Raw genomic sequence first — 13,393 nt, forward strand, 5'->3', positions numbered from 1 at the left:
AGCGCACAGGGCGTGCATCTGTGAAAGTGTTATGGCAAGGATGGCTTAAGTTACAAGCCATCCTGGAAGGCTACGATTTAGCAAAATCTCTTGAGTCAGACTTGTGATCAAGAGACAGCTTTTTAGTGCCTTTTTTTATTTATTTTTAATTTTTTAAAATTAATCTCTTGAAAACAATTTTACCGTCCATATATAGTTAAGTAGGACGCCTGATGGGTCCTAAATTAAACTTAAATAATTGAAATTTATATTATTAATTAAACTTTGCTTGAGCTTGTTCAATAGAAAAGCACATGCAAAATATCGCTTAAATATGAGGATATTATTATGCGTACAGTAGACTTATCACCACTTTATCGTTCATTTATCGGCTTCGAACATTTAGCATCACTTATGGATGCGGCAGCTAATACAGATAAGCAGCCAAGTTTTCCTCCTTACAACATAGAAGCACTCGATAAAGACAAATACAGAATCACTATGGCCGTTGCCGGTTTTAGCGATAACGAATTAACCATTGAGTCAGAAAATAACACATTAAAAGTTACAGGTACTAAAGCAAATAAAGATGAAAACGCAGAGCGTAAATTTATTCATCAAGGTATTGCTGAGCGTAACTTTGAACGTAAATTCCAGTTAGGAGATCATGTAAAAGTACTTGGCGCAGATTTAGCCAATGGCTTACTAAGTATTGACTTAGAACGTGAAATCCCTGAAGCGCTAAAACCACGTAAAATTGAAATTGGTAATAGCAATCTAATAGAAGGTAAATAATCTTCTAAAGTACATATTCCCCTGATTACTTAGCCGCCTCATTCGAGGCGGCTTTTTTGTTTACAGCGCTTCTAAATTATTAAGGTAGTAGGTTGCTTGTTGCAGCGTTTGTTCTTGGAGTGTTTTTTCTTGTTTATCCCAGTTTTTATATACCATACCAATACGAGGGTTCTTTTCTAGCCTGTCTCTGTGTTTATTCATGAAATGCCAGTACAGACTATTTAGCGGGCAAGCTTTATCACCTACTTTTTGTTTTACATCGTACTGACAGCTTTTGCAGTAATCGCTCATCTTATTAATGTAGTTACCGCTTGCAGCATAAGGTTTAGTCGCAATTATTCCATCATCGGCAAACTGGCTCATTCCTCGGGTGTTGGGCATCTCTACCCACTCTATGGCATCGATATAAACACCTAGGTACCAATTATCTACGTCATCAGGGTTTATTCCTGTAAGCATGCAAAAGTTTCCAATAACCATTAGGCGTTGAATATGGTGGGCATAAGCGGTTTCAAGGCTTTGTTTTAATGAGTGGCTTAGGCAATTCATTTTTGTAGAGCTGTTCCAAAAATAAGATGGTAGTGTGTTTTTGGCTTGTAGTTGATTTTTAACAGCGTAGTCGGGCATGTTAATCCAATAAATGGCACGTACATATTCTCTCCAACCTAATATTTGCCTAGTAAAGCCCTCTACTTGCGAGAGGGATATTTCACTGGGTCTTTGTTCGTATTCTCTTATTACACGTTTGATTACATATAACGGGTGGAGTATTTTTGCGTTTAGGGCAAACGATAATCGGCTATGGTACAAGCTGGTATTATTTTTACTTTGATCTGTCATCGCATCTTGAAAGTGACCAAAGCAACTAAGTAAATGCTCGCAAAAGTATTCTAGAGATTCAATAGCTTGTTTACGCGTTGTTGGCCACTCTAGTCTCTGATCGGCTATTTCGCCAAAGTAAACGATCTTGTGCTTATTTAAGCGAGAAATGATGCTCTTGACATTATTATTGAATAGCTTAGGTTTTGGTATACACGCTAAGTCAGCTTTGGAAAATTTATTACGATTATTACTGTCAAAATTCCATTTGCCACCGGTTGGCTTAGTATCATCAACTAATATATTAAACTGCTTACGCATAGCACGATAGAAGTGCTCCATTGTCACATGCTTGTTTTTTGTAAAGCGTGTTTTTATTTCGGTGAACGGTAATAAAAAATGTTCAGTATCTGTGGCAATTACATCAAATGAGCCATCACTTTTAAACTTAGCTAATTGAGACTTAAGCCTAAACTCATCAGGGTATTGATATTCAATAGTTCCGCATTGGTATTTATCAGCAATTCGCTTGAGTAATTCAATTAAATCTTTGTCGTCAGCGGTATCGTCAAGTGTTAAATGCAAAACATTAAAACCAGCCGTTTTTAATGCAGTCGCAAAGTTTTCCATAGCATTAAAAAAAGCACATAGTTTTTGAATGTGATGCTTAACGTAGTCGGTTTCTTGTTTTAATTCTGCGATGAGATAAAGCGTGTCGTCGTCTTTTTGTTTATACCATGAATGAGATGGGTTTAGCTGATCGCCTAATATTAATCTAAGTGTTTTATGATAGGTCATAGTAAAGCCAAATTTTTTTATACGGGCATAGTTAATTAAACGATCGTTTTAATATTTTATAACAAGTAAATAGGAGTAATTAAGTGCATAACGACAATAGTTTGCTGTTTTTAATGCTGGGGATTAGTTGTTTCTTGAGTTTAATAATGGATTAGTAAAACGAATAGAAGCGTTAAATAACACAATACAGTGTGCTGTTAGCAATAGGGCAAAAAAGTTTAACCGCATATCAAGGCGTTTTTGACCATGGTGTTAAAATGAGTCTAATTAAGGGGAGATTAAGTAAATTAAGTCACCCCCCCAAAATTGAATATCTAAATTTTATTACTTTGCTTTTGCTGCATTCTTTGTTGTAACGAAACCACATTGGTAACGTTGAAAAGAACATTGCTTGCAAAGCTTTCAAAGTATCTAAGCGCTTTTTTCCAAGCGAGCTGACTCTCAGTAGTAAAATGTTTACCAAGGTGCTCTTCAAGGGTTTCGTAAAAAGCGTTAGATAAAAGGGCAATGTCACTGTGTGAAGCGCCGCTTTTTTTTAGATACATTAAATGGTGAGCTAAAAAAGGAGCTACCGATGCTGGTTTATCTAAATGCTTAACAATTCGTTCTAATACGCAAAAGAGGGTAAAGCTCTTTTCGTTAAACTGTAAGGCCGTCGGGTAATTCATCTCAATACTAGATTGGGCTAATTTACTATGAAATTTAGCCGTAAACGCATGAAAGTTAGGCTTAATAATTGTTAAGTTATTTAATAATGCTGATTGTTGTTGATTCATTTTTATCTCGTTGCAGTGAGTAATAACTATTATTATCAAGTAGGAATAATGTTGATTATAGCGGGCAGTTCAAATTCTGCACGTTTTTTTAGTGTGAAAGTATGGCTTTTTGTTATATCTATTTACTTTCTGGTAATTAGTGAGCCTTTAAAACGTATTTTAAGAGTTATTAAACTTCAGTTTATCTGATTTTTATCCTGAAATAATAAGCTACTACATTTTATGGCTCAAGTATGGGAATTTTATAAAGTTGGCTGATTACTTATGTTACTTACATATACATTAAATTAGCATCTTGACGAATTGCAAATTTTATAAACTAATTGCGTATTATAGTTGCTAATTATCCTGTACATCCTTATAATAGCGGCCATTGTTTAGTGTGTTGTATAACAGCTAACAGCGATATTAAATTTAAGGTTTGATATCTATTGGCGCGGGATGGAGCAGTCTGGTAGCTCGTCGGGCTCATAACCCGAAGGTCGTCGGTTCAAATCCGGCTCCCGCAACCAATTCTACTAGTAGGTATTACCTTACTAATTTATATCGCGCATTCTAAGTAATGCGCGTTTTGCGTTTTAGGCTATGTAGTTTAATTAGGTCAGTTTACTGACTCGCAACCAAGCTTGGCCCTCGGCCACACAGTTTTATGCTTTATTGGTGTGACGCCCCGCTTGGTTCGGGGCGTTGTTGTATCTGCACCTTACGATTTGTGGCAATTGCTATCAAATTAAAATTTAAACTCAGTATTTTAGGGCTATAAGCCCTTTTTTTGTTTGTATGGAGGATTTTCGTGACAAAACTTGAACAAGATTTAGTAACCATGTTAACGCCTGCGGTAGAAATGTTAGGCTTTGAGTTGCATGGTCTTGAATTTGTACAAGCGGGTCGCCATTCTACCTTAAGAGTATATATTGCTCATGAGGATGGGATCTCAGTTGATAACTGTGCGGATGCCAGTCGCCAAATTAGTGCGATTTTAGACGTCGAAGACCCAATTACAAATGAATATGATTTGGAAGTATCGTCTCCTGGTGTTGATCGTCTATTATTCAAACAAGATCACTACGAGCAGGCGCAAGGAGAGGAAGTACGCGTGCGTACTAAACTTCCACAGGATGGTCGTCGTAATTTTAAAGGCGACTTAGTAGCAGTTAGCAGCGATATGATCACACTATCTAGCGATGGTGCGGAGCATCTGATCATGCTTAGTAACATCGAACGTGCGAATTTAATCGCGAAGTTTTAAATTCGAGTGCGAAGGAATAGGGCAAGCGAGGCATTACCCATGGCAAAAGAGATATTATTGGTTGCTGAAGCCGTTTCCAATGAGAAAGCGGTTCCAAAAGAAAAGATTTTTGAAGCTCTAGAGTTCGCTCTAGCGACAGCGACAAAGAAAAAACACGATGGCGAAATTGAAGTACGTGTAGCAATTGACCGTAAAACCGGTGATTACGATACGTTCCGTCGCTGGCAAATTGCCGCTGTATTAGAAGATGGTTCATTAGAGAACCCATACAGCGAAATCACTCTAGAAGCAGCACAGGTTGAAGAACCTGATTTGCAAATGGGTGATTATGTTGAAGAGCAAATCGACTCAATCAAATTTGACCGTATTACAACACAAATGGCTAAGCAAGTTATCGTACAAAAAGTACGTGAAGCTGAGCGCGCTTTAGTTGTTGAAGCATATAAAGATCAAGAAGGCGAGCTGGTAACGGGTGTTGTTAAAAAAGCAACTCGCGATGCAATCGTACTTGATTTAGGTAACAACGCAGAAGCGGTAATTTACCGTGATGACATGTTGCCACGTGAAAACTTCCGCCCGGGTGATCGAATCCGTGGTCTTTTATATGAAGTTAAACCTGAAGCACGCGGTGCACAATTATTTGTAACGCGCTCTAAACCTGAAATGCTAATGGAATTATTCCGCATTGAGGTGCCAGAAATTGGCGAAGAGATGATTGAGTTACGTGCAGCTGCACGTGATCCAGGTTCACGCGCTAAAATTGCTGTTAAATCTAACGACAAACGCATTGATCCAATTGGTGCATGTGTTGGTATGCGTGGCGCACGAGTTCAAGCTGTATCGTCTGAGCTTGGTGGTGAACGTGTTGATATCGTACTTTACGATGACAACCCAGCACAATTTGTTATCAATGCAATGGCGCCAGCAGAAGTTGCTTCAATCGTAATGGATGAAGACACTCACTCAATGGATATCGCTGTAGAAGCCGATAACCTAGCACAAGCAATTGGTCGTAATGGTCAGAATGTTCGTTTAGCAAGCCAATTAACTGGCTGGGAACTAAACGTAATGACTGTTGAAGACATGCGTACCAAAAATGAAGCTGAATCTGATAAGTTACTTAACTTATTCACTGAAAATTTAGATATAGATGATGAGTTTGCATCATTACTTATTAACGAAGGTTTCTCGACACTTGAAGAAGTGGCGTATGTACCTGCGTCTGAATTTTTAGAAATTGATGGTCTTGATGAAGAGACTGTAGATTTATTGCGTTCACGCGCAAAAGATGCATTGACAACTAAAGCACTTAAAACGGAAGAAAGCTTAGATGGCGCAGAGCCAGCTGAAGACTTACTTGCGCTTGAAGGCTTAGAGCGTCACTTAGCATTTGTTATGGCAAGCAAAGGTGTTGTTACACTTGAAGACTTGGCAGAGCAAGGTATTGACGAATTAGTTGATATCACAGAACTTTCATCTGAAAAAGCGGGTGAACTGATTATGGCTGCACGAAACATTTGTTGGTTTGCAGACGAGTAATTTATTAACGGAGGTATTACACACTATGGCAGAAGTAAATGTTGAAAAACTAGCCGGCGATATAGGTACAACTGTTGATAAATTGCTACAGCAGTTTTCACAAGCAGGTATCACTAAGCAAGCAACTGATAACGTAACAGAAGCTGAAAAAGCAACGTTACTTGATCATTTAAGCAAGCATCATGGTGGTACAGGTTCAGATGGCCCAGCGCGTATGACTTTACAACGTAAGAGCAAAAGCACATTAAGTGTGACTGGTTCTACGGGTAAAGCTAAAGATGTTCAAGTTGAAGTTCGTAAAACACGTACCTACGTGAAGAAAAGCGCAATGGAGCAAGAACAAGAGCAAGCACGCTTAGCCGCTGAAGAAAAAGCCCGTCTTGAACAGCAACAAAAAGCTGAACAAGAAGCCGCAGAATTAAAAGCGAAACAAGAGGCAGAACGTAAAGCGAAAGAAGAAGCTGACCGTAAAGCTAAAGAAGAAGCTAAACGCAAAGCTGATGCAGAGCGTAAAGCGAAACAAAAGCAGATGACCCCAGAGCAAAGTGCTAAGTCTGAGAAAGATCGCATAGAAGCTGAGCGTCTGCAAAAAGAAGCAGAAGAGGCCGCATTGAAGAAAGCTGAAGAAGAAGCGAAACGTCAAGCAGAAGAGGCAAGAAAGCTAGCTGAAGAGAATTCAGCACGCTGGAAGAAAGAAGAGGAAGAACGTAAGAAACGCGAAGAAACAGCGGATCACCATCTTACGACTTCAACTTATGCACGTGAAGCAGAAGATGTTGCCGATGCTCGTGATGAGCAAGGCACTCGCCGTGCTAAGAAAAAGAAAAAAGCGCCAGCAAAAGATAAATTTGCAGCGTCAAGAGGCCGTAACAAGTCTAAATTAAAAGCACCAGCATCGCTGCAGCATGGTTTCCAAAAACCAACTGTTGATGTTAAAAATGAAGTGCGTATTAGCGAAACAATTACAGTAGCTGAGCTTGCATCACGCATGGCTGTTAAAGGCGCTGAAGTTGTTAAAACAATGATGAAAATGGGTGACATGGTTACTATTAACCAAGTGATCGACCAAGAAGCTGCACAACTAGTTGCAGAAGAAATGGGTCACAAGGTTATCATTGTTAAAGAAAACGAATTAGAGCAAACAGTACTTAACGACCGCCATGAAGATGGTAAGTCAGAGCCTCGTGCTCCAGTAGTAACTGTAATGGGTCACGTTGACCATGGTAAAACATCGACTCTAGATTACATTCGTTCTGCGAAGGTTGCTTCTGGCGAAGCCGGTGGTATTACACAGCATATTGGTGCATACCATGTTGATGTAAACGGCAATATGATTACCTTCTTAGATACTCCAGGACATGCTGCATTTACATCAATGCGTGCTCGTGGTGCTAAAGCGACAGATATCGTAATCTTAGTGGTTGCAGCAGATGATGGTGTTATGCCACAAACTAAAGAAGCGGTACAGCACGCACGTGCAGCTGGCGTTCCTTTAATCATTGCTGTAAACAAAATGGATAAAGAAGGCGCAGATCCAGATCGCGTTAAAAACGAACTAGCTCAGCTAGACGTTATCCCTGAAGAATGGGGCGGCGATACGCAGTACGTTCATATCTCAGCTAAAACTGGTCTAGGTATTGATGACCTTCTTGAAGCCGTACTTATGCAATCTGAGCTTTTAGAGCTTTCTGCCCCTACCGAAGGTATGGCTGCAGGTGTTGTTATTGAATCTCGTCTTGATAAAGGCCGCGGTCCAGTTGCATCAGTACTTGTTCAATCTGGTACGCTTAACCAAGGTGACATTGTATTATGTGGTCTTGAGTATGGCCGTGTTCGTGCAATGCGCGATGAAAACGGTAAAGACATCAAGTCGGCAGGTCCATCTATTCCAGTGGAAATTTTAGGTCTTTCTGGTATTCCTGCTGCGGGCGACGAAGCAACTGTAGTTAAAGATGAGCGTAAAGCGCGTGAAGTTGCTTTATACCGTCAAGGTAAGTTCCGCGATGTTAAACTAGCACGTCAACAAAAAGCTAAACTTGAAAACATGTTTACTAACATGACTGAAGGTGATGTTTCTGAAGTTAACGTGGTACTTAAAGCAGACGTTCAAGGTTCTATCGAAGCAATCTCTGATTCACTAACTAAACTTTCTACTGATGAAGTAAAAGTGAAGATTGTAGGCTCTGGTGTTGGTGGTATTACTGAGACTGATGCGACACTAGCTGCAGCGTCTAACGCAATTGTAGTTGGCTTTAACGTTCGTGCTGATGCTTCTGCTCGTAAAGTGATTGATACTGAAAACTTAGACCTTCGTTATTACAGCGTAATTTATGCCTTAATCGAAGAAGTTAAGCAAGCAATGTCAGGCATGCTTGCACCTGAGTTTAAACAAGAAATCATTGGTCTTGCGCAAGTTCGTGACGTATTCAAGTCTCCAAAAATTGGCGCAATTGCTGGTTGTATGGTTACTGAAGGTGTTATTAAACGTAGCGCTCCAATCCGTGTACTACGTGAAAACGTGGTTATCTATGAAGGTGAACTTGAGTCACTTCGTCGCTTTAAAGACGATGTTGCTGATGTTCGTAACGGCATGGAATGTGGTATCGGCGTTAAGAACTACAATGACGTACGTGTTGGTGACCAAATCGAAGTATTTGAAACAGTTGAAGTACAACGTACTCTTTAATTGTTAGCTCGCTAAACTAATAAATGGGGGCTTAGCCCCCATTTGTGTATCCATTATTTAATTAGCTTATTATTAAATTTCAATAAGTTATGATTTTAGGACAAATGCAATGAGAGAATTTTCTCGCACTGATCGTGTTGCACAGCAAATCCAAAAAGAAATTGCTGTAATTTTACAACGCGAAATTAAAGATCCACGCTTAGGTATGGTGACAGTGTCAGCGGTAGAAGTATCGCGTGATTTATCTTATGCCAAAATTTTCATCACTGTGTTTAACACACAAGATGAAGATGCAGCTAAGCAAAGCGCTAAAGTACTTAACGAAGCAACGGGTTATATTCGCTCGTTACTTGGTAAGCGTATTCGTGCTCGTATAATGCCTGAGTTAAAGTTTGTAGTTGATAATTCACTGATGGAAGGTATGCGTATTTCTAATTTAGTGGATTCTATTATCCGCGAAGATAACGCAAAGCATGTCGATGAAGATGTAGAAAGTGTTGATGCTGATATTTCAGATAGTGAACAAAGTACTAAGCACGTAGAAGATACAGATAGCGAAGAAGGCACTGATACAGATGGCAAAGCGCAGTAAAGGCCGTGCAGTTGACGGTATTTTGTTGTTAAACAAACCGCAAGGCATTTCATCAAATAAAGCTCTGCAGCAAGCGAAAGGTGTTTATTTTGCACAAAAAGCTGGCCACACTGGGGCTTTAGACCCGCTTGCTACAGGTATGCTGCCAATTTGTTTTGGTGAGGCGACTAAGTTTACGCAGTTTTTACTCGATACAGATAAAACCTATATCGTTCGTGCAAAACTGGGTGAGCGTACAACAACATCAGATTCTGATGGCGAAATCGTAAGCACGAAAGATGTGAATGTGACGCGTGAGCAGTTAACAAAAGAAATTGCAGCTTTTGTTGGAGAGTCAGATCAATATCCATCAATGTACTCAGCACTTAAGTATCAAGGTAGACCATTATATAAGTACGCACGAGAGGGTATTGAAGTCCCTCGTAAATGCAGAAAAATAAATGTGTTTAGCTTATCGTTTGACGAATTTGATGAACAAAACAACGTATTACAAATGACGGCTCATGTATCAAAAGGGACGTATATTCGTACAATCGTTGATGATTTGGGCGAAAACCTAGGGTGTGGCGCACACGTTATAATGCTTCACAGAACTGCTGTTGGTCAGTATCCGGCAGATAAAATGGTTTCGCTTGATGAAATTGAAGCGTTGCTTGCTAAAGCGAAAGCAGAAGAGCTTGCGCCTTCTACTTATTTAGACTCGTTGTTATTACCTATAGACACTGCTTTAACTGATTTACCTGTTATTGAAATTTCGAAAGAGCAGGGCAAAGTATTTAGTCATGGGCAAGCAGTCGAGTTACCTGAAGCTTTACCTGAGGGGGCAATTAAAGTTGTTGCGGATGGTGTGTTTATTGGTACTGGCGAGCGCAACTCAAGTGGCCATTTAAAGGTTAAACGTGGTCTTGCTAGCCAGCAAGATGATTACGTAAAGCCTGAATAAGCAATTAGTGTGCCCAGCAGTGGCTTATTAGTTGTAGATGGGAATAATTAACTTGTAGTTATTCCCACAGTTGGTAGAATACGCCGGCTTAATCGTTTTGGCTGAATTAGTGATCGGCTAAGACACCTTTTAAATTTAATTTTTGGAGTTACTATGTCACTAAGCAATCAAGAAAAAATCGATATCATTGCTAAATTTGCACGTGCAGAAGGCGATACAGGTTCATCAGAAGTACAAGTAGCATTACTTACTTATGATATCAACAAGCTTCAAGGTCACTTTGCTGATCACAAGCATGACTTCCACTCACGTCGTGGTCTGCTTCGTAAAGTAAGCACTCGCCGTAAACTACTTGATTACCTTAAAGGTAAAGATATCACTAGTTATACTGCACTAATCAAAGAACTTGGCCTACGTCGTTAAGAACTAGATTATAGAAATGGGAGCTTTTTAGCTCCTTTTTTTGTGCCTAAAATTTGTGTTTGAAAATAAAACAAATTTATAAACTTATTGAATTATATTGTAAAACTCCTATTTCATAGCTTATCAAGCATCGTTGTATTTACCCACTCATTAGCCCAGCTTAAATCTAGTAGCTAGTGTGTGTTGACCTTTCGTGATTAATTTTGCAGCTGTATGTTTGGTCTTTAGGCAAGGCAGCGCCTATGTAGTGTGGTTATTCCCCATAAATAGACGATAACGCAGCATAAATGCCAAACATGCGCTGCCTTGCGGGTTCATCCTAGGGGCGATTAACTCTTTGTTGCTCGATTTTTACTTAGCCCACTAGGTTACAAATCTCGCGCCGTGATTAAATCGCCCCTAGATTGAACAAATTTCAATCCACAAAGATCAACACACCCTAGACTCGCATTTTGAAGTAGCTTTGGTATATACTATGCGCGTAGGTAAAAAGGTTTATCTGCAATTATTCACATCATTGCCAATTGTAGTACTTAATTGATTTCCAACTGAATACAATTATGTACTGTAATTGGTACTTTGATGACAACTTATTAGAATACATTTAAGGAATATTTTAAGTGCAAGCAATTATTAAAGAATTCAAACTAGGTCAACATACAGTGACTCTAGAAACTGGTGCAATCGCTCGTCAAGCAGACGGCGCTGTACTTGCAAGCATTGGCGACACTTCAGTTTTAGTAACTGTTGTTGGTAAGCGTGAAGCACAACCTGGTCAAGACTTTTTCCCACTAACAGTTAACTACCAAGAGCGTATGTACGCTGCTGGTCGTATCCCTGGTGGTTTCTTAAAGCGTGAAGGTCGTCCTAACGATGGCGAAACTCTTATTGCACGTCTTATTGACCGTCCAATTCGTCCACTTTTCCCAAGCGGCTTTGTAAACGAAGTACAAGTTATTGCTACTGTTGTTTCTGTTAACCCTGAAATCCAACCTGATATGGTTGCGATGATTGGTACTTCAGCAGCACTTGCTATCTCTGGTATCCCATTCAGTGGTCCAATTGGTGCATCTCGCGTTGGTTACATCAACGGCGAATACGTACTTAACCCTACATTAAAAGAGCTTGAAGAAAGCCAACTTGATTTAGTGGTAGCCGGTACTGATAAAGCGGTACTTATGGTTGAATCAGAAGCTAACGTACTTGCAGAAGACGTAATGCTTGGCGCTGTTGTATATGGTCATGAGCAATCTCAAGCGATCATTACTGCAATCGAAGAATTTAAAGCGCAAGCAGGCAAGCCTACTTGGGATTGGACTGCACCTGAGAAAGATGTTGCACTAGAAGATAAAGTAGCAACTATTGCTGCTGAAAAAGTAGGCGCAGCTTACTTAATCACTGATAAAGTAGCGCGTAAAGAAGCTCTTGGTGAAGCTAAAGATGAAGTTGTTGCAGTATTAACAGCTGAACTTGCTGAAGGCGAGTCTTTAGACAAGCAAGAAATTGGCAAAATCTTCGGTTCACTTGAGAAGAAAATCGTTCGTGGCCGTATAGCTGCTGGCGAAAAACGTATCGATGGTCGTGAACCAGATATGATTCGTGCACTAGACGTAATGACTGGCGTATTACCGCGTACTCACGGTTCTGCTATCTTTACACGTGGTGAAACTCAAGCGTTAGTAACAGCGACACTTGGTACAGAACGTGATTCACAGTTAATCGACGATTTAACTGGTACTCATAAAAACCACTTTATGCTTAACTACAACTTCCCTCCATTCTGTGTAGGTGAAACTGGTTTTGTTGGTTCTCCTAAGCGTCGTGAAATAGGTCATGGTAACCTTGCTAAGCGTGGCATTTCAGCTGTAATGCCTACACTTACTGAGTTCCCTTACTCAATCCGTGTAGTATCTGAAATTACTGAATCAAACGGTTCTTCTTCAATGGCGTCTGTTTGTGGTACTTCTCTAGCACTTATGAACGCGGGTGTACCAATTAAAGCATCTGTTGCTGGTATTGCGATGGGTCTAGTTAAAGAAGACGATAAATTCGTTGTTCTTTCTGACATTTTAGGTGATGAAGATCACTTAGGTGACATGGACTTTAAAGTTGCCGGTACTGCTGCAGGTATTACTGCACTTCAAATGGATATCAAAATCGAAGGTATCACTCAAGAAATCATGCAAATTGCGCTTAAACAAGCAAAAGCTGCACGTTTACATATCTTAGAAGTGATGGATGAAGCGATTTCTGCTCCTTCTGAAGAGCTATCAATGTTTGCTCCTCGCATATACACAATGAAAATCCCACAGAAGAAAATCGCTGAAGTTATTGGTAAAGGTGGCGCAACTATTCGTCAGCTTACTGAAGAAACTGGTACCACGATTGAAATCGGTGACGACGGTACAATTAAAATTGCCGCTACAGATGGCGAAAGTGCAGCTAATGCAATTAGCCGTATTGAGCAATTAACAGCTGAACTTGAAGTAGGTACTATCTACGAAGGTAAAGTTGTACGTATCGTAGACTTCGGTGCGTTTGTAAACATTCTTCCTGGTAAAGATGGTCTAGTACACATTTCTCAAATTAGTACTGAGCGCGTTAATAACGTGGCTGATCACCTTTCTGAAGGTCAAGAAGTTAAAGTTAAAGTACTAGAAGTAGATCGCCAAGGCCGTGTACGTCTAAGTATTAAAGAAGCAATGGAATCAGCAGCACCTGCAGCTGACGCGCCAACTGACGCGTAATTGCTAACTTATTAATCTAGTTATATTAGCTAGATAGTAAAAAAGGG

10 protein-coding genes and 1 tRNA gene are annotated in these 13,393 nt (G+C 39.9%); 9 read left to right on the forward strand and 2 right to left on the reverse strand.

Annotation, left to right across the window (positions count from 1 at the left end; translation table 11 throughout):
- The first annotated feature begins 327 nt into the window (after window positions 1–327).
- Entirely contained in the window at window positions 328–774 is a 447-nt protein-coding gene (locus tag H5160_RS07450; RefSeq protein ID WP_024595972.1) for an Hsp20 family protein, read from the forward strand.
- 60 nt (window positions 775–834) lie between these two features.
- Here the strand turns inward: H5160_RS07450 and H5160_RS07455 are convergent, their stop codons facing one another.
- Both H5160_RS07455 and H5160_RS07460 read right to left on the reverse strand, forming a co-directional pair.
- The gene (locus H5160_RS07455; RefSeq protein WP_182737171.1) at window positions 835–2,391 is read right to left on the reverse strand and encodes a cryptochrome/photolyase family protein; all 1,557 of its coding nucleotides are present in this window, start codon (window positions 2,389–2,391) and stop codon (window positions 835–837) included.
- A 314-nt stretch (window positions 2,392–2,705) separates the two neighbouring features.
- Complete coding sequence (locus H5160_RS07460; RefSeq protein WP_002958480.1) at window positions 2,706–3,167, reverse strand: globin domain-containing protein; 462 nt, start codon at window positions 3,165–3,167, stop codon at window positions 2,706–2,708.
- Window positions 3,168–3,602: 435 nt separating this feature from the next.
- On the opposite strand from H5160_RS07460, the gene H5160_RS07465 reads away from it, so the two are divergent.
- The 8 genes from H5160_RS07465 to pnp all read left to right on the forward strand — a co-directional run bounded on the left by H5160_RS07465 (window position 3,603) and on the right by pnp (window position 13,346).
- Window positions 3,603–3,679: transfer RNA gene (locus H5160_RS07465), tRNA-Met, on the forward strand.
- A 281-nt stretch (window positions 3,680–3,960) separates the two neighbouring features.
- Window positions 3,961–4,416 (forward strand): ribosome maturation factor RimP, encoded by a 456-nt coding sequence (rimP, locus tag H5160_RS07470; RefSeq protein ID WP_002958482.1) that lies wholly within the window; start codon window positions 3,961–3,963, stop codon window positions 4,414–4,416.
- Between the two features lie 39 nt (window positions 4,417–4,455).
- Complete coding sequence (nusA, locus tag H5160_RS07475; RefSeq protein ID WP_002958483.1) at window positions 4,456–5,955, forward strand: transcription termination factor NusA; 1,500 nt, start codon at window positions 4,456–4,458, stop codon at window positions 5,953–5,955.
- Between the two features lie 25 nt (window positions 5,956–5,980).
- Window positions 5,981–8,641, forward strand: a complete 2,661-nt coding sequence (infB, locus tag H5160_RS07480; RefSeq protein WP_002958484.1) for a translation initiation factor IF-2 — start codon at window positions 5,981–5,983, stop codon at window positions 8,639–8,641.
- Window positions 8,642–8,750: 109 nt separating this feature from the next.
- On the forward strand, window positions 8,751–9,233 hold the full coding sequence (gene rbfA, locus H5160_RS07485; protein ID WP_002958487.1) for a 30S ribosome-binding factor RbfA: 483 nt from the start codon (window positions 8,751–8,753) through the stop codon (window positions 9,231–9,233).
- Window positions 9,217–10,176, forward strand: a complete 960-nt coding sequence (truB, locus tag H5160_RS07490) for a tRNA pseudouridine(55) synthase TruB (RefSeq protein ID WP_002958489.1) — start codon at window positions 9,217–9,219, stop codon at window positions 10,174–10,176. The genes rbfA and truB overlap by 17 nt, the downstream gene beginning before the upstream one ends.
- Before the next feature lie 153 nt (window positions 10,177–10,329).
- Window positions 10,330–10,599 carry a 30S ribosomal protein S15 gene (rpsO, locus tag H5160_RS07495; RefSeq protein WP_002958490.1) on the forward strand — a complete coding sequence of 90 codons (270 nt, stop codon included), beginning with the start codon at window positions 10,330–10,332 and terminating at the stop codon, window positions 10,597–10,599.
- Between the two features lie 620 nt (window positions 10,600–11,219).
- Complete coding sequence (pnp, locus tag H5160_RS07500; protein ID WP_182715660.1) at window positions 11,220–13,346, forward strand: polyribonucleotide nucleotidyltransferase; 2,127 nt, start codon at window positions 11,220–11,222, stop codon at window positions 13,344–13,346.
- The last annotated feature ends 47 nt before the right edge of the window (window positions 13,347–13,393 follow it).

Source organism: Pseudoalteromonas sp. SG43-4 (assembly GCF_014164325.1).
Lineage (GTDB): Bacteria > Pseudomonadota > Gammaproteobacteria > Enterobacterales > Alteromonadaceae > Pseudoalteromonas > Pseudoalteromonas distincta.